This window comes from Streptomyces mobaraensis, from assembly GCF_020099395.1.
Taxonomy (GTDB): domain Bacteria; phylum Actinomycetota; class Actinomycetes; order Streptomycetales; family Streptomycetaceae; genus Streptomyces.
In genome coordinates this window covers 6,525,414-6,541,778 of sequence record NZ_CP083590.1, presented here as the reverse complement: position 1 = coordinate 6,541,778, position 16,365 = coordinate 6,525,414, and the positions used below count along the sequence as shown (strand labels likewise).

The window sequence follows — 16,365 nt, the reverse complement described above, 5'->3', positions numbered from 1 at the left end:
CGCGGGAGGAAGCAGTGAGCGGATCAGACCGAGACCTGCCGGAGGGCCGTACCGCCTGGCGGCGGACCGCCCTGATCGCCCTGCCGGCGGTGCTCGCGGTGGGGGCGATGGCCACGGGGATGGCACAGGGCGCGCTCGCGGCCTCGTTCGCCGTCTCCGGTACGCATTTCCAGGTGTCGTCCGGCAGGCTGACCAGCGACGGGCTGGCCTCGTACGTGCAGACCGACAAGTCCGTCGACGGCAAGGGGCATCCGGTGGCCCTGCTGGGCATCGGGAACGCCCGGCTGAGCGACATCTGTCAGGCCGCGTCCGTGCCCACGCCGCTGGGCAAGGTCACGTTCAAGCTCACGGCCGGCGGGCGGGCCGGCGAGGTGACGGCGAGCGATCTGGTCATCGACGGCGAGGACCTCGTCGGGGACGCGGAGTTCGGGACGGCGCAGATCGGCCGGGACGCGTCGACGCTCGACCGGGTGCCGGGGGTGAAGGGCGACGCCGGCGCGTTCGGGCTCCAGGCGGGGAAGGTCACGGTGGCGGGCGTGCGGTCGCACGCCTGGTCGGCCACGGGCGGCAACTTCCGGCTGAAGGGCCTGAAACTCCAGGTGAACCTGGACGGCGACCAGTGCTTCTGAGGCGGCCGCGGGCGTTCCCGAGGCTGCCGGACGGACCGGCCCGCCGGCGCTTCCGCACCTGGCGGCGGACCCGGCCCTTCTGGGCCGGCACCCTCCTCGTCCTCGGCGGGACGGAGCTGCTGGTGGTCCCGCTGTCACCGGTGACCGTGCTGGTGAGCCTGGGGCTGGGCGGGCTGGCCGCGCTGGGCATCGGGCTGGCGCTGATCGCGGCGGGGCTGTTCCTGTGGTTCCTGCCGTCGGCACGGCACTACGTGAGCGTCAACGCCCTGATCCTGTCGGTGCTGTCGTTCGCGGCCACCAACCTGGGCGGGTTCCTGGTGGGCATGGCCCTCGGCATCGCGGGCAGCGCGATGGGCTTCGGCTGGACCCCGAGGGGCGACCGTACGCTCGCCGTCGCGCTGCCGGCCGTCCTGCTGACGGTCATGGCCGGGCCGTCGGCGGACCGGGCGGAGGCGGCGGACGCACCCCCGGGACGCCCGGTGCAGCCGGTGCGGTCGGGACAGCCAGGGCAGCCGGTCACCGCGGCCGCCACTCCCCCGGCCGTCACCGCCTCCCGCTTCTCCCCGCACGGCTTCACCCTGGCCGGCGTGAGTCACGTCCCCACGGCCAAGGGCCAGTTGAAGGTCATCGTCCTCACAATGCGGGCCGCTTCGCTGAGCGACTACCGGCTGCGGACGCGCGACGGACAGGGGGCAGGGCAACTCGCTCTGCGGGCCCGTTCCTTGGAGCTGCGAGGCGAGGTGACGCTCCACCTCACCCGGTTCCACGGCTGCCTGGAGGGCCTCGTCTGCCTCACCTTCTCCCCCGACACCCTCCCCGCGCCCCCGGTGATCCCGCCTTTCGTCTTCATGACGGACGTCACGGCCGAGCAGGCCCTCGTCACGGCGGACACCATCACGGCGGACGGACTGGGGCTGCGCGCCCTGCCGGGGGCGTGAACGGCGTACACCCCGGCGCCCGGACGCTTCCGGCGGTTCACTCTCGCGGCGGAGGCCGCTCGTCCGGTCGGATGACGCCTCGCCGTCGCCGTTCCGCCACGGTGGAGCCGTGATCGAGCGATACGTGCACGCTGTCCCCCGCCGGCCGTCCCGTCCGAGGCCCGGCGCCGGGCCCGGGCTCGCCGCCGCGGTGTGGGGGATCCTCTTCGCGGTGCCGAGTTTCGTCTGGGCGACGGGCCGCACCTTCGGCGCCCGGACGACGGTGTCGCCGTCCCTGGTGGAACTCGCCCACGACCGGGTGACCTGGTTCGTGGCCGTCCTGTGGGTGACCGGGTTCCTGAAGCTCATCGGGGCGCTGCTGGGCATCGGCCTGACGCGGCGGCGCGGCCCGGGGACCGGCCGTCTCCTGGTGTTCTGCGGCGGCGGCGCCGCGGTCCTGCTCGTCTGGCACGGCGGCCTCTTCGTCCTGGACGGGGTGCTGGTGGAGACCGGGGTGCTGTCGGCCGCGCCCGGGCTCGCGGACCTGACGCTCTGGTACCTCTGCCTGTGGGGGCCGTGGTTCGTCGCCGGCGGCCTGGCCTTCGGCGCGGCCACCGCGCGGTACGTCCGCCACCGGGACACCCCGCGCGAGGTGCGCCTGTCGGGTGCCGCGGGGGCGCTCGGCGCGCTGGTCTTGTCGCTGGCGTCGACGGTCACCGGGATCGGCTGATCCGGGACGGCATCCGGTCCGCCCTTGCTGGGGGGGGCCGCCGGACCTTCCGTGAGTGATCACGCTTGGTGCACACTGCGAGCGCGGCCGCGACCGCGGCTCCCTCCCGCACGACTCCCGAGGAACCTCCCCATGCGCACCCTGATCAGCACCGCCTTCATCTCGCTCGACGGCGTCGTGGAAGCCCCGGGCGGCGAGCCCGGCTACCGGAACGCCGGGTGGACGTTCAAGGACGTGGAGTTCCTGCCCGAGGCGTTCGAGATCAAGGGTCGGGAGCAGGAGGAGGCCACCGCGATGCTGCTGGGCCGGACGAGTTACGAGGCGTTCGGCGCCGTGTGGCCGGACATGGAGGACTTCGCCGGTTACAAGGTGATGCCGAAGTACGTCGTCTCCACGACGCTCGCCGAGAGCGACCTGGTGACGAACTGGGGCGAGACCACGATCCTGCGCTCCCTCGACGAGGTCGCCGCGCTGAAGGAGACCGAAGGCGGCCCGATCATCGTCCACGGCAGTGCCACCCTGAACCGGAGCCTGTCGGACGCCGGGCTGATCGACCGCTACCACCTGCTCGTCTTCCCGCTGCTGCTGGGCGCGGGCAAGCGCCTGTTCAGCACCACGGACAAGGACACCCAGAAGCTGCGGCTGGTGGAGCACGAGGCGTACGCCAACGGCCTGCAGAAGAACGTGTTCGACGTCGTCCGCTGACCCGGATCCGCCCGCGCCTACGCTGGCCGGGACGCAGCCGTTCCGTCAGAGGCAAGACGCGGCCGTCCGTCAGAAGCAACAGGAGCAAGGAGCCGCGCATGACCGCCGCCGTCCCGCTTGACCTCGCCTTCTTCCGCCGCTTCCTCGACCGCGCCGTCGAGGTCGTCGTCACCTCCGCCGACCGCCTGACCGAGCTGGACGCCGCCATCGGCGACGCGGACCACGGCGCCAACCTCAAGCGGGGCTTCACCTCCGCCGCCGGGGCGGAGGCGGTGGCGGCGGCGGAGACCCCCGGGGCGCTGCTGACCGCTGTGGGCGCGCATCTGACGAACACGGTGGGCGGGGCGTCGGGCCCGCTGTTCGGCACGGTGTTCCGGCGGCTGGGGAAGGTGCTGGGCGAGGACGCCGAGGTGGCTCTCGAGGCGCTGGGGCAGGGCCTGGCCGCCGCCGTACGGAGCGTGCGCCGGCTGGGCGACTCGGCGCCCGGGGACGCGACGATGGTCGACGCCCTCCAGCCCGCCGCCGACGCCCTCGCCGCCTCCCTCGCGGACGGCGACGACGTGACGGCCGCGTTGCGGGCGGCGGCGCGGGCCGCCGTCGAGGGCGCGGAGGCGACCGTACCGCTCAGGGCCCGCCGGGGCCGGGCCAGTTACCTGGGCGAGCGGAGCGTCGGTCACGAGGACCCGGGCGCGGCCTCGTCCGCACTGCTGATCACGGCGCTGTACGAGGCTACGGACCCGGAGCTCGCCCCGGGGCGGCAGGAGGAGCCGGGCCGGCAGGAGGAGCCGGGCCGGCCGGTGGAGCCGCAGGCCGCCGAGGTCGCCCCGGACACCCTGAGCGCCCCGGACGCCCCCTCCGCCCCCGGCCGCGTCGGCGTCGTCCTCGTGTCGCACAGCCGGGACCTGGCCGCCGCCACGGCCGGCCTGGCCACGGCGCTGGTCGGGACCGGTGACCCGGTGCCCGTCGCGCTCGCCGGCGGGCTGCCCGACGGGGGGATCGGGACCAGCGCCGAGCTGGTCAGGGCGGCCGTCGAGGAGGCCGGTGAAGGGGCCGGCGTGGTGGTCCTGTGCGACATGGGCAGCGCGGTGCTCACCGTGAAGTCCCTGCTCGGCACCGGTGAACTGGCGGACGCCCGGCTGGTGGACGCCCCGTTCGTCGAGGGTGCCGTCGCCGCCGTGGTGACGGCCTCGGCGGGCGGCGACCTGGCCGCCGTCCTGGCGGCGGCCGAGGACGCCCGTACCTACCGCAAGCTCTAGAAAAAGCCGCCGGTCACCGGCTGAAGAGTTCGAACGCGACCGCCGGCCGGCCTCCGAAGCGCTCCCCCGCCGCCGCCATGTTGCCCTCCAGGAAGGTCCGGCAGTAGCGCTCCGGCTCCTCGTCCGTGAGCGCCTCGATGTAGGTGCGGTGGCAGAGCAGCGACGCCACCGCGCGGTCGAGGCCGGCGCTCGCGTCCACCGCGTGGGTCGGTTGGGGCGAGCCGGCGACGGCCACGTAGCGCACGCCGTTCCACGGGGTCAGGCCGTCGTCGACGAGCTCGGGGAAGATCCAGCGGTTCCCGGCGTCGGCGACGGCGTCCAGGGTGGCCCGGCCGACGGCCCGGTGGTCGGGGGTGTTCCAGGCGACCCCGCCCCAGGTGTCGTGGTGGTTGAGGGTGAGGACGAGTTCGGGGCGGTGGCGGCGGACGGCGGCGGCGATGTCGCGGCGCAGCGCGGTGCCGTACTCGATGACGCCGTCCGCGTGGTCGAGGAATTCGACGGTGTCCACGCCCACGGCCGCGGCGCTCTCCCGCTGCTCGCGTTCGCGCAGCGGTCCGGCCTCGGCGGGGCTCAGGGTGTCGATGCCCGCCTCGCCGCGCGTCGCCAGGACGTAGGCGCAGGTGCGTCCCTCGTCGAGCCAGGCGGCGATGGCGGCGGACGCGCCGTACTCGAGGTCGTCGGGGTGGGCGACGACGGCGAGGGCACGCCGCCAGTCGGTGGGCATGGGCTGGAGCTGCTGGGGGGTGGTGTGGTCCGGCATCGGTGGTCCTCCGCGGTAGTTGATCTTCCGCAGCCTATGCCGCACATCTCGCCGCCCGCCGGGAACCCGACCGGCACGCGGTCCGACTACTGGTCAGGGCCCGCATCAGCGGTCCCCGATGGAACGACCCCCTGGAGTGTTTCTCATGCGCGCTCGTGCGTGGTGCGGTGTGCTGGCCGCGGTGGCCCTGACGGCGACGGCTTGTGGCGGTGGCGGCGGTAACGACGGGGAGGCCGGGAAGGAGGGCGCTTCGGGGGGCTCGGGCGGCAAGGGCTTCCCGGTGAGCGTCCAGGACTGCGCGGGTGCGAAGACGACGTTCGACGGACCGCCGAAGAAGATCGTGACGAGCAACGCCGCGGCCCTGGAGCTGCTGCTGTGGCTGGGCGCGGGCGACCGGATCGCCGGTACGGGCTTCCCGCCCGGGAAGGGCGCGGTGCCGCAGCGGTTCGCGGACCAGGCGGCGAAGGTGCCGGTCCTGGGCAAGACGGTGATCCCCAAGGAGAAGCTGCTGGGCTCCGGCGCGGACGTCTACATCGACTCGTTCTCCTCCATGAAGAACATGCGCGGCGCCGGTGACGCGCCCACGCCGGAGGAGTTCAAGGCGGCCGGCATCAAGCACATCTTCCTCAAGTCGACGGCGTGCGCGGCCATGAACAAGTCGCCGCGCACCGACCTGTCGGGCATCGAGTCGGACATCGAGGAGCTGGGCCGCGTCACCGGCACCTCGGCGCGGGCCGCCGAGCTGGTGGCGGACATGAAGAAGAAGACGGACGGCGTCCGGGACGCGCTCAAGGACGTGCCGGAGGACAAGCGGCCGTCGTACTTCCTCTTCGACTTCGACGCCGGCACCAAGCAGCCCATGGCGGTGTGCAACCGGCAGGTCGCCAACGCCGTCATCACCCAGGGCGGGGGCCGCAACGTCTTCGCCGACTGCGACGGCGACTTCAAGCCCGTCGGCTGGGAGGACGTGGTGGCGAAGAATCCGGACTTCATCCAGCTCGCCGTGCGCAACCGGGGCAGCGACGAGGCGAACCGCAAGGCGTTCGGCGAGGCGGAGGACTTCCTCAAGTCCTTCCCCGCGACGAAGGACCTCAAGGCCGTCAAGGAGGGCCGCTTCCTGCGCATCGGGTCCGAGCGCACGACGATCGCCGGTGTGCGCAGCGCGGACACCGTGCGGGAGATCGCGCACGTTCTGCACCCGGACCGGGTCAAGTAGATGGCGACGCTCGCGGTGGCCGCGGAGAAGGAGGAACGGGAGAGCGGCCGCGAGCCGCGTACGTTCCTGGTGGCCGGTGTCCTGGTCGTCGCGCTGGTCGTTGCGCTGGTCGCCTCGGTGTGCCTGGGGTCGACCCGGGTGCCGGTGGGCGACGTGTGGTCGGCGGTGGTCCGGGGGGTGACGGGCGACGACCTGGCGCCCGGCACCCACGACCTGATCGTGTGGCGGCTGCGGGTGCCGCGGGCGCTGCTGGCGGCGCTGGTCGGCGCGGGGCTGGGGCTGGTCGGCACGGCCACCCAGGCGCTGGTCCGCAATCCGCTCGCCGACCCGTACCTGCTGGGCATCTCCAGCGGCGCGTCGCTGGGAGCGGTCGCCGCGATCGTCCTGGGGGTCGGCGCCGGCGGGGCGTTCGGCCTGGGCCTCTCGGCCGCCGCGTTCGCCGGGGCGCTGGCGTCGTTCGCCCTCGTGTGGGCGATGGCCCGGCGCGGCGGCGGCTTCTCCCCGCTGCGGCTGGTGCTGGCGGGGGTGGGCATCGGGCAGTTCCTGTCCGGGTTCACCCACTACCTGGTGCTCCAGGCGGGCGACGACCAGCAGACGCACGGGGTGCTGTTCTGGCTGATGGGGTCGCTGGGCGGGGCCCAGTGGTCGACGCTGACGGCGCCCCTGGTGGCCGTCGGCCTGGGGCTGGCCGCGCTGCTGGCCCGGGCGCGGGCGCTGGACGCGCTGCTGATGGGCGACGAGACGGCGGCCGGCCTGGGCGTCGATGTGGGCCGTCTGCGCCGTGAGCTGTTCGTCGTGACGAGTGTGCTGACGGGCGTGCTGGTGTCGGTGTCGGGGGCGATCGGCTTCGTGGGGCTGATGGTTCCGCACGTGTGCCGGATGGTCGTCGGCGGCGCCCACCGCCGGCTGCTGCCGATCGCCGCCCTGTTCGGGGCCGTGCTGCTGGTGGTGGTCGACCTGGTGGCCCGGACGGCCCTGCCGGACCAGGAGCTTCCGGTGGGCGTCGTCACCGCCCTGATCGGTGCCCCGACCCTGCTCTACCTGCTCGACCGCCGCCTGGAGAGGGGATAGCCGCATGCGCATCGCCATCGAGGAGCTGGAGGTCGTCCTCTCCGGGCGGACGATCGTCTCCGGCGTCCACCTGCTGGCCGAGGACGGCGAGATCGCGGGCCTGGTCGGCCCGAACGGCAGCGGCAAGTCCACCGTCCTGCGCACGGTCTACCGCTACCTCAAGCCGCACGCCGGGCGGGTGCTGGTGGGCGGTGCGGACATCCGCGCGCTGTCCGCCCCCGAGGCCGCGCGCCGGGTCGCGGCACTCCCTCAGGAACGCGGCAGCGACTTCGAACTGACCGTCCGCGCGGTGGTGGCCATGGGCCGCACGCCCTACAAGCGGGCGTTCGCGGGCGAGGACCGGACGGACGCGGAGGCGGTCGCCTCGGCCCTGGAACGGGTCGGACTGGCCGGCGCCGGGGGCCGCTCCTTCTCCGCCCTCTCGGGCGGCGAGCGGCAGCGGGTGCTCCTGGCCCGTGCCCTGGCCCAGGATCCGCAGGTGCTCGTCCTGGACGAGCCGACGAACCATCTGGACGTCCGTCATCAGGTCGAACTGCTCGCACTGTTGCGGGCTCAGCGGCGGACGACGTTGCTGTCCCTTCATGATCTGAACGCGGCGGCGTCGTTGTGCGACCGGTTGCATGTGCTGCATGAGGGGGCCGTGGTGGCTTCCGGGGCGCCACGGGATGTGCTGACGCCGGAGCTTCTGGCCGAGGTGTTCGGGGTGCGGGCGGTGGTGGTGGAGCATCCGCTGACCGGGGATCCGCTGATCGCTTTCGACCACCGGGAGGTGGCGGATGCCGCCGGGGGCGGCGATGTGGCGGCGGTCGCCGCTGCCGCGGGGTGAGTTCGCCCCAGCCCCGCCCCTTCCCGTTTCTTGCGGGGGCTGCGCCCCCGCACCCCCGAAACCGCGCTCCGCGCGGTTGTCCTCAAGCGCCGGACGGGCTGTATCAGCCCGTCCGGCGTTTGAGGACGCGCGCCGCAGGCGCGCTCGGGGTGCGGGGGCCGGCTCCCGCAAGAAACGGAGAAAGGGCGGGACCGGGGCTCACCCCACGAAGTGGCTCGGCCTGCCGTCCCGCACCACCAGCCGCCCGACCCGCTCGGCCTCTTCCCGCCGCACCAACCGCGCGGCACCCCCCTGGAGCAGAAGCACCGTATGCCACGGCGTGGCCCACGCATCCCCCGTCTCCAGCAGCCGGATCCCGAACTTCTCCGCCCCCGCCGGCTGCGGATGGATGGATAGCCGCACCTGCCGCGGAAAGTGCTGCGCGATGAGCTCGCCCCAGGCCCGGCTCCGGGCGATCACTTCGTACGCCCGGGCGCGGCAGTCCCGTTGGAGGGCCGACCGGCTGCCGGGGAAGTCCGCGGTGTCCTCGAAGAGGAAGCGGGTGATGCCCCGGTAGAGCCGGGCGGTCTCCTCGTCGGTGCGGACCAGGGCGCGCAGGTCGTCCACGGACGGCGCGTACGCCTCGGTCACCAGGCGCCGCTTGGTGTCGTGGTCGGCGTCCCCGTGTACCGCCCGCAGGTCGAAGGTGTCGAGGTGCCGCAGCCCCTCGGTGTCGATCATGGCGCGCAGGGCGTCGCCGTACGCGTCGATGTGCTCGTCGGGGACGTGGATGACGTCGCCGAAGATGTGCCCGTCCGAGCAGATGACGATCCGGGCTCCGGGCTCGTACACCTCGCCGACGCGGGCGCAGAGGTGGTCGAGGAAGGTCAGGGAGAGCCGTTCCCCTTCGTCGGGGAGGTGTCCCAGTACCTTGGCGGGGTTGGGCGACTTGCAGGGGAAGCCGGGGAGGGTGAGGACCACGGGGTCACCGGTGTCCGTGAATTGGCGGATCTGCCGGAGCGTCTCGGGGTGGTCGGCGGGGTCGTGCGACACCGGTCCGGTCGTCCGGTGGTACGGCAGGAGGAGGCGCAGGACCTCGGTGGCGGTGTCCGTCGCCAGGAGAGCGGTGCTGGTCGTCGTCATGACCGTCACCCCCGCCCGAACGGGCAGCGCGGCGCGTCGTACGCCACGGGGAGCGCGGCCGTGCCGCGGCCGAGGACGGCGGGGATCCAGCGCAGTTCTTCGTCGGGGACGGCCAGGCGCAGGCCGGGCAGGCGGGTGAGCAAGGTGCCCAGGGCGACCTGGAGTTCGATCCGGGCGAGGGCGGCGCCGGGGCAGAAGTGGATGCCGTGTCCGAAGGCGAGGTGGGAGCCCTGGGCGCGGTCGAGGTCGAGGGTGTCCGGGTCGGGGAAGCGCTCGGGGTCGCGGTTGGCGGCGCAGAGGGAGACGATCACGGAGTCGCCGGCCGGGACGCGGGTGCCGTGCAGCTCGGCGTCCTCGGCGAGGAAGCGCCAGGTGGTGAGCTCGAACGCGCCGTCCAGGCGCAGCAGTTCCTCGACCGCGGCGGGCATGAGGGACGGTTCGGCGCGCAGCCGTTCCAGGGCCTCGGGATGGCGGAAGAGGGCGACGAGGGCGGTGGTGATCTGGTTGGTGACCGGTTCCTGGCCGGCCACCAGGAGCTGGAAGATCATGGAGTCCAGCTCCTCGGGCGTGAGTTCGCCGGTGTCGCGGGCGGCGACCAGCCGGCTGAGCAGCCCGTCGTCGGGGGTGGCGCGCCGGTCGGCGACCACCTCGGCGATGTAGTCCTCCAAGCCGCGCAGCAGCGCCTCATAGGCGGGGCGGCCGGGGTCGGTGGGGCCCACGGGGGCCACGACGCCGCCCCACTCGCGCCGGAAGCGGGCGGCGAGGTGCGGGGGCAGGCCGATGGCCTCGGCGAGGGCGAGGAAGGGGAAGCGGGCGGCGAACGTCCCGACCAGGTCGACCGCGTCGTCGTGCGGGCCGGCGGTGGACGGGAGCGCGTCCACGAGTTCGTCCGCCAGCTCCTGGAGGCGCGAGCGCAGCGCCTCGACGCGGCGGGGGGCGAAGGTGTCGGTGATCAGGCGGCGCATGCCGGTGTGCTTCGGGGGGTCCTGGTGGAGGAGGTGCACCTGGAGGCGGGAGTGCTGGGGCTCCGGCATGATCGAGGCGCGGGCGCGCCAGCGGTCGTTGCCCAGGGCGTGGTTCTTGCCCAACCGGGGGTCGGCGAGGGTGCGCTGGGCGGCGGCGTACCCGGTGACCAGCCAGGCCGTGACGCCGCTGGGGAAGACGACGCGGTGGATCGGTCCGGCTTCGCGCAGGCGCGCGTAGAGGGGGTAGGGGTCGCGCTTGTAGGCGGCGCCGGAGAGGGGTATGGGGTCGGGGGTCGGCACGTGCGGGCTCCTCGCTGAATCTTGATCGCTGAGGAAGTCGGGTGCGCGGGGCGGTGAGTTCCCGTACGTTCGTGCGGGTTTCCACCCACGGGTGAAGGCCGGACGGGCTCTATCTCCAGGTAGTCGGCCGACCGGCCGGGGGAGTTCCCCGAAGCGGAAGGGACAATCCTCACGTGCCGTCCCGGCGCCTTCCGCTGCGGCGGACGGCCTCCGGCATGTCACGATGCGGCGATGACCGCACGTCATTCCCTCAGTCCGTACAGCCTGCTGTCCGGCTTCGTCCTGCTGCTCGCGGCCCTGTTCGGGGTCGCCTACGCCGTCGGTTCGGCGGCCGGTCCCGTCTCCCCCGGCATGCACCGCAGTGATGGCGGGGGCGCGTCCGATCCGGACTCCGGCCAGAGCGGTGGAAGCGGCGGCATGGACGGCATGCCCGGGATGGGGCACTGATGAGCGCGACGACCACCACCGCCTCCCCGGCCGCCGAGACCGAGATCATCGTCGGCGGCATGACCTGCGCCGCGTGCGTCAACCGCGTCGAGAAGAAGCTCGGCCGGCTCGACGGCGTGACCGCCAGCGTCAACCTGGCCACCGGCCGGGCCCGCGTCAGCCACCCGGAGGCCGTGACCGCCGACGAGCTCATGGCGGTCGTGGAGGGCCTCGGTTTCACCGCCGCGCTGCCCCGGCCGAAGACGGAGGAGGCCCCGGAGGAGGAGGCCGGCGCCGGGTCGTCGCCCCTCGTCCGGCTGCTGATCACCGCCGTGCTGTCGGTGCCCGTGCTGGTGCTGTCGATGGCCCCGGGGCTGCAGTTCCGCAACTGGCAGTGGCTGTGCTTCGCGCTCGCCACGCCCGTCGCCGCGTGGGGCGCCTGGCCGTTCCACTCCAAGGCGCTGCGCGGCCTGCGGGGCGCGGCGGCGACGATGGACACCCTCGTCTCCCTCGGCGTCCTCGCCTCCTACGCCTGGTCCGTCTACGCGCTGTTCTTCGGCGGCGCCGGGGACCCGGACATGCGGATGCCGTTCACACTGTGGCCCGAGGCCATGCCGGGCACGGCGGATGTCTACCTCGAAGCGGTCGTCGCCGTCCCGCTGTTCGTGCTGACCGGGCGGCTGCTGGAGTCGCGGGCCCGGGCCGGCACCGGTTCGGCGCTGCGGGCGCTCGCGTCCCTCGCCGCCAAGGACGTCGCCGTGCGGACGGCGGACGGCGAGGAGCGCCGGATCCCCGTCGCCGAACTGCGGGTCGGCGACCGCTTCCTCGTCCGGCCGGGCGAGCGCGTCGCCACCGACGGGACGGTGGTGGCGGGCAGTTCGGCCCTGGACCTGTCGCTGGTGACGGGCGAGAGCGCGCCCGTCGACGTCACGCCGGGCACGGCCGTGATCGGCGGTGCCGTCAACTCCGGCGGCCTGCTGGAGGTACGGGCGGAGGCCGTCGGCGCGGACACCCAACTCGCGCGGATCACGCGGCTGGTGGAGGACGCACAGGCGGGCAAGGCCCGGGTGCAGCGCCTCGCCGACGCGATCGCCGGCGTCTTCGTCCCGGCCGTGCTGGCGGTCGCGGTCACGGTCCTCGGGTTCTGGCTGGGCGCCGGCGCGTCCCCGCAGGCGGCGATCACCGCGGCCGTCGCCGTGCTCGTCGTCGCCTGCCCGTGCGCCCTGGGCCTGGCCACCCCGACCGCCCTGCTCGCCGCGACCGGCCGGGGCGCCGGGCTCGGCATCCTGGTCAGCGGGCCGCAGGCGCTGGAGGGGCTGCGCCGGGTGGACACGGTCGTCCTCGACAAGACCGGCACCCTGACCACCGGTTCGATGACGGTGACCGAGGTGGCGGCCCGCGAGGGCGGCTGCGGTCCCGAGGCCGCGCTGCGGTACGCGGCGGCGGCCGAGGCCGGTTCGGAGCACCCGGTGGGCCGGGCCGTGCACGCCCACGGACTGGCGGAGGCGGACGGTCCGCTGCCCGCCGCCGAGGAGTTCACGGCCACGGCCGGCGTGGGCGTCCGGGCCGTGGTGGACGGCAAGCGCGTCGAGGTCGTACGGGCGGACGCCGACGGGCTCCCCGACGCGCTCGGCGAGGCCGTGCGGCGCGCCGGGCGGGACGGCCGGACGGTCGTGGCGGTACGGGTCGAGGGCACCGCCGAGGCCGTGATCGCCCTGGGCGACACGGTCCGCGCCGGCAGCTACCGGGCCGTCGACCACCTCAAGCGGCTCGGCCTGCGGCCGGTGCTGGCCACCGGCGACGGCCCGGCCGCCGCCCGGGCCGTCGCCGCCGAACTGGGCATCGGCGAGGTGCACTCCCAGGTCACCCCGGAGGGCAAGGCGGACCTCGTCCGCGCGCTGCGCGAGCAGGGCCACCGGGTCGCCGTCATCGGCGACGGCGTCAACGACACCGCCGCGCTGGCCGGCGCCGACCTCGGCATCGCCATGGGCAGCGGCACGGACGCGGCCATCGGCGCGGCCGACGTGACGCTGGTCCGCGAGGACATGGGCGCCCTGGCCGACGCCGTGCGGCTGGCCCGCCGCACCTCCCTGACCGTGCGCGCCAACCTGGCCTGGGCCTTCGGCTACAACCTGGTGACCGTGCCGCTCGCCGCCGTGGGGCTGCTCAGCCCGATGGTCGCGGCGGCGGCGATGTCGGTCAGCTCCCTCCTCGTCGTCGGCAACAGCCTGCGGCTGCGCGGCTGGCAGCCGGCGCCCGTCCGCACGACCGCCGCCGCCCGCAAGGGCGCCCCCCGTCCCCGGAAGGCCGTCGCATGAACAACCCCGTGACGCAGGCCGCCAAGGCCGCGCTCGTCCCCGTCGCCGCCTGCGTGGTGACCCTCGGCGGCCTCGGCGCCTGGACGGCGTCCGGCGCGGCCGGCCGGCCCGCCGAGGTCGTCGCCGAGGACGCCCGTGTGCTGCTGCCCTTCGACAGCGACGACACGGCCGCGTTCGTGCGGCTCACCAACAAGGGCGACGCGGACGACGAGCTCCTGTCCGTCTCCGCGCCGTCGGCGGGCGGCGCGATGCTCGCGCGGACCGTCGTCAAGGACGGGGCGGGGAGCATGCGGATGCTCCGCTCGGTGACCGTGCCCGCCCGGGACGTCGTCGCGATGTCCCCGCACGGCACCGACATCATGATCAGCCGCCCGCCGCGGCTCGCCGTCGGCGACCGGCTGCCGCTGGTGCTGCGGTTCCGCGAGAGCGGGACGGTGCGGGTGGAGGCGGAAGTGGTGCGGGCGGGGAGCGGGGCGCTGCCGCGGGGCTGACGCGCGCTTTCTCCGTTGCCCGCGGGGGCCGCGCGGCGCAAGCCCCGTCGGCTCGAGCCTCGTCGGCTCAAGCCCCGTCAGCTCAAACCCCGTCGGCCCAAGCCCCGTCGGAGTTTTCTCCGTTGCCCGCGGGGGCCGCGCCCCCGCGGGCCGCAAGCGCCGGACGGGCTGAGTGGTCAGCCCGTCCGGCGCTTGCGCCATGTCAGGCGGCCCCCGCCCCCGCCAGCACCGGCATCCTCGCCGTGCTCTCCCGTTCCGCCGTCTCCAGCTGGTCGATCAGCGCCTCCCGCGCCCGGGCCACCCGTGAGCGGACGGTGCCGATCGGGCAGCCCGCGACCAGTGCCGCCTCCGCGTACGGCAGGCCGAGGAGCTGGGTCAGGACGAACGCCTCGCGGCGCTCGTAGGGCAGCCGGTCGAGCAGCTGCGACAGGGCGACGCCCTCGTCGAAGCCGGGCAGGACGGCGGACTGGGTGCGTTCCGCCGCCGACTGCCAGTCGTCGGTGTCCGAGAGCCGGGGCCGGGCCGCGAGGAAGCGGAGCCGGTCCACGACCGTGCGCCGGGCGATGGAGAGCAGCCAGGTGCGGGCGGAGGAGCGCCCTTCGAAGCGCGGCAGCGAGCGCAGGGCGCGCAGGTACGTCTCCTGCACCAGGTCGTCCGCGCCCTGCGGGTCGTTGCTCAGCCGGGCCACGTACCGGCGGACGTCGGTCTGCGTGGCGCGGATGAACCGTTCCACCGCGTCGGCGTCGCCGCTCCGGGCGGCCAGCGCCCAGGCCGTCACCGTCTCGTCGTCACGCACGGCGGCCTCCCGCGTGGGGGCCTTGCGCGTGGCGGCCTTGCGCGTGGCGGCCTTGCGCGTGGGGGGCGGTGGAGCGGCGCGGGCCGGTGCCGGGGACGATGGCCGGGTGCATTGCAGCGACGTACGTACCGCCCTGTCCGCCCGCATCGACGGCGAGGCGCCCCCGCCGGGCGTCACCGGTGTGGCGCTGGAGACGCATGTGCGGGGCTGTGCGGACTGCCACCGGTGGGGCGAACGCGCCCGCCGGCTGAAGGTGCTGGCCGCGCGGCTCGGCGTCGGCTGAGCGGTTCCCGTCCGGCGCGGCGGCCGAGGGGGGGGACGTGCCGGCGCGGCGCGTCCTGGTTGCGGGCAGGGGTCATTGCCCGGGGTCCTTCCTGGAATCCGGGCGTCCGGCCGCGAGGGCGGCGGACGGCCCGGGAACGTGTCACGGCCTGTCCGGCGGCCGTCGGCGGAAGCACCCCGAGCAGCACTCCGAGGGGTCCGCGCGGGGCTACCGGGCGGACACGGGTGGTCGGGGGTTCAGCGGCCGACGGCGAGGGCGGCGGGTGGACCCCTGGTGATCAGGGCGTACGCGTAGAGCAGGCGGCGCAGCCGCTGGGCGGCGCGGCCCAGACCGGCGCGGACGCGCGGCGGGCGCGGGCCGGGGGCCGGGTCGCGGAAGAGGAGGAGCAGCGGCGCGAAGAGGCGGGCGCCTACGGCCCGTCCGAGCCGGAAGGCGGCCTGTTCGCCGCCGGACAGCCAGAGGCCGCAGATCAGGGCGACGAGCACGTGGGCGGACCACATGCCGACGGGTCCGTGGAGGCCGTGGATGCCCAGCATGTCCATGTGCATGCCGCTCATGTCGTGCATGCCGTTCATGCCGCCCGTACCGCCCGTGCCGTGCGTGGCGTTCAGGCCGGACGACGGGATGCCGCTCATGGACATGCCGGACATGCCGCCCGCCCCCATGGCGTCCGCCGTCCCGCCACCCCCGTCGAGGGCCGTCGTCGGGACGGGCCCGCAGGTCAGCCGGGAGAGGAAGCTCGGGGACGGCGGCGCGCCGGGCCCGTGGCCCGCGCCGCTTCCCGCGCGGCCCGCCGCCTCGGAGACGTGCTGGGCCAGCGTGAAGAAGAAGTGCAGGGCCGTCTGTGCGCCGACGGTGGCGAGGGTGATCAGCAGCGGTCCGCGTTCGCGTCCGGCGAGGAACCAGGCGCAGCCGCCCGTGCCGGACAGCGCGGCGGCGATCGCCCACCACGGGACGTCGGTCCCGGACATGAGCGCGTGGCCGAGCGCGGCGAGCAGCACGCAGACCGCCGCGAACATCGCGGCCCGCAGTGCGCGCGGTGCCTGCCCCGCCTGCTGTGCTGCACTCATGACGTGCACATCGTTGCACCCGCGCCGCGCGGCGCGACGGCGGGGTGCGCATGTTCGCGCGTCCGGCCCCTTCTTCCGCCGTCCCCGCCGTGCTCCCGTCGCTCCCCCGTCGCGTCCGTCCCCCTGCCCCCGCCGGGGCGCGGCTCCGCCCCGTACCGTCCGCCCGGCGGTACGGGGCGGCGGGCCGCCGGCTCGGGGGGAAGACCGGCAGCCCGGTCCCGTCGCGCCAGTGGGACTCGCACGCACAGTGTCGCCCGGCGGACGGACGGTACGGAACGTGTGCGGGAGCCGGTGTGGGGTGCGCGGATCACACCCCGTGTGAAGGGAGGGGTTCCGATTGCCGCTCGGGTATGCCTGATCCTGGAACGATCGATCATCGATCATTACTCACCAATAACCATTGGCCGGCCGCACACCACCCGCCTAGCGTCAACAGCTGGCGGAATGAACATTCCGCGCACCGGAATCACCGGAACACGTCCTC

General features: G+C 74.6%; 17 protein-coding genes and 1 pseudogene. 13 read left to right on the top strand and 5 right to left on the bottom strand.

Translation table 11 applies throughout. The features are described from left to right. Positions 1–14: 14 nt before the first annotated feature. The 6 genes and pseudogenes from K7I03_RS29105 to dhaM all read left to right on the top strand — a co-directional run bounded on the left by K7I03_RS29105 (position 15) and on the right by dhaM (position 4,237). Entirely contained in the window at positions 15–629 is a 615-nt protein-coding gene (locus K7I03_RS29105) for a DUF6230 family protein (protein ID WP_185945720.1), read from the top strand. Continuing rightward, complete coding sequence (locus K7I03_RS29100; protein ID WP_185945721.1) at positions 620–1,567, top strand: DUF6114 domain-containing protein; 948 nt, start codon at positions 620–622, stop codon at positions 1,565–1,567. Before K7I03_RS29105 ends, K7I03_RS29100 begins: the two co-directional genes overlap by 10 nt. A 109-nt stretch (positions 1,568–1,676) precedes the next feature. Beyond that, entirely contained in the window at positions 1,677–2,276 is a 600-nt protein-coding gene (locus K7I03_RS29095) for a DUF3995 domain-containing protein (RefSeq protein WP_185945722.1), read from the top strand. Positions 2,277–2,408: 132 nt separating this feature from the next. After that, the gene (locus K7I03_RS29090; RefSeq protein WP_185945723.1) at positions 2,409–2,981 is read left to right on the top strand and encodes a dihydrofolate reductase family protein; all 573 of its coding nucleotides are present in this window, start codon (positions 2,409–2,411) and stop codon (positions 2,979–2,981) included. A 98-nt stretch (positions 2,982–3,079) separates the two neighbouring features. Next, a pseudogene (gene dhaL / locus K7I03_RS29085) lies at positions 3,080–3,709 on the top strand (dihydroxyacetone kinase subunit DhaL); the annotation flags it as partial. Between the two features lie 69 nt (positions 3,710–3,778). Then, the gene (gene dhaM / locus K7I03_RS29080) at positions 3,779–4,237 is read left to right on the top strand and encodes a dihydroxyacetone kinase phosphoryl donor subunit DhaM (RefSeq protein WP_224347706.1); all 459 of its coding nucleotides are present in this window, start codon (positions 3,779–3,781) and stop codon (positions 4,235–4,237) included. A gap of 13 nt (positions 4,238–4,250) precedes the next feature. Here the strand turns inward: dhaM and K7I03_RS29075 are convergent, their stop codons facing one another. Further along, the gene (locus K7I03_RS29075; RefSeq protein WP_185945725.1) at positions 4,251–4,997 is read right to left on the bottom strand and encodes a PIG-L deacetylase family protein; all 747 of its coding nucleotides are present in this window, start codon (positions 4,995–4,997) and stop codon (positions 4,251–4,253) included. Between the two features lie 145 nt (positions 4,998–5,142). Here K7I03_RS29075 and K7I03_RS29070 point away from each other — a divergent pair, with 145 nt between their 5' ends. The 3 genes from K7I03_RS29070 to K7I03_RS29060 are packed head-to-tail and all read left to right on the top strand — an operon-like array spanning position 5,143 to position 8,110. After that, complete coding sequence (locus K7I03_RS29070; protein WP_185945726.1) at positions 5,143–6,213, top strand: ABC transporter substrate-binding protein; 1,071 nt, start codon at positions 5,143–5,145, stop codon at positions 6,211–6,213. Continuing rightward, the gene (locus tag K7I03_RS29065) at positions 6,214–7,284 is read left to right on the top strand and encodes a FecCD family ABC transporter permease (RefSeq protein ID WP_185945727.1); all 1,071 of its coding nucleotides are present in this window, start codon (positions 6,214–6,216) and stop codon (positions 7,282–7,284) included. A gap of 4 nt (positions 7,285–7,288) precedes the next feature. Then, positions 7,289–8,110 carry an ABC transporter ATP-binding protein gene (locus K7I03_RS29060; protein WP_185945728.1) on the top strand — a complete coding sequence of 274 codons (822 nt, stop codon included), beginning with the start codon at positions 7,289–7,291 and terminating at the stop codon, positions 8,108–8,110. 198 nt (positions 8,111–8,308) lie between these two features. Here K7I03_RS29060 and K7I03_RS29055 read toward each other — a convergent pair whose 3' ends face one another. Both K7I03_RS29055 and K7I03_RS29050 read right to left on the bottom strand, forming a co-directional pair. Beyond that, positions 8,309–9,232, bottom strand: a complete 924-nt coding sequence (locus tag K7I03_RS29055; RefSeq protein ID WP_185945729.1) for an L-tyrosine/L-tryptophan isonitrile synthase family protein — start codon at positions 9,230–9,232, stop codon at positions 8,309–8,311. A gap of 5 nt (positions 9,233–9,237) precedes the next feature. Then, a complete protein-coding gene (locus tag K7I03_RS29050; protein WP_185945730.1) occupies positions 9,238–10,497 on the bottom strand; it encodes a cytochrome P450 family protein in 1,260 nt (419 codons plus the stop codon). Between the two features lie 231 nt (positions 10,498–10,728). Between K7I03_RS29050 and K7I03_RS29045 the strand changes: the two genes are divergently transcribed. Genes K7I03_RS29045 through K7I03_RS29035 form a run of 3 tightly spaced genes read left to right on the top strand, consistent with a single transcriptional unit; the run spans position 10,729 to position 13,732 of the window. Beyond that, positions 10,729–10,944 (top strand): hypothetical protein, encoded by a 216-nt coding sequence (locus K7I03_RS29045; RefSeq protein WP_185945731.1) that lies wholly within the window; start codon positions 10,729–10,731, stop codon positions 10,942–10,944. Continuing rightward, entirely contained in the window at positions 10,944–13,241 is a 2,298-nt protein-coding gene (locus tag K7I03_RS29040) for a heavy metal translocating P-type ATPase (RefSeq protein ID WP_185945732.1), read from the top strand. Before K7I03_RS29045 ends, K7I03_RS29040 begins: the two co-directional genes overlap by 1 nt. Then, positions 13,238–13,732, top strand: a complete 495-nt coding sequence (locus K7I03_RS29035; protein WP_185945733.1) for a copper chaperone PCu(A)C — start codon at positions 13,238–13,240, stop codon at positions 13,730–13,732. Before K7I03_RS29040 ends, K7I03_RS29035 begins: the two co-directional genes overlap by 4 nt. Before the next feature lie 202 nt (positions 13,733–13,934). On the opposite strand, the gene K7I03_RS29030 is transcribed toward K7I03_RS29035, so the two are convergent. Next, the gene (locus tag K7I03_RS29030; protein ID WP_185945734.1) at positions 13,935–14,528 is read right to left on the bottom strand and encodes a sigma-70 family RNA polymerase sigma factor; all 594 of its coding nucleotides are present in this window, start codon (positions 14,526–14,528) and stop codon (positions 13,935–13,937) included. A 106-nt stretch (positions 14,529–14,634) separates the two neighbouring features. Between K7I03_RS29030 and K7I03_RS29025 the strand changes: the two genes are divergently transcribed. Beyond that, positions 14,635–14,811 (top strand): zf-HC2 domain-containing protein, encoded by a 177-nt coding sequence (locus tag K7I03_RS29025; protein ID WP_185945735.1) that lies wholly within the window; start codon positions 14,635–14,637, stop codon positions 14,809–14,811. A gap of 236 nt (positions 14,812–15,047) precedes the next feature. Here the strand turns inward: K7I03_RS29025 and K7I03_RS29020 are convergent, their stop codons facing one another. After that, positions 15,048–15,881: a hypothetical protein gene (locus K7I03_RS29020; RefSeq protein WP_185945736.1), complete on the bottom strand. Its 834-nt coding sequence runs from the start codon at positions 15,879–15,881 to the stop codon at positions 15,048–15,050. Positions 15,882–16,365 lie beyond the last annotated feature (484 nt).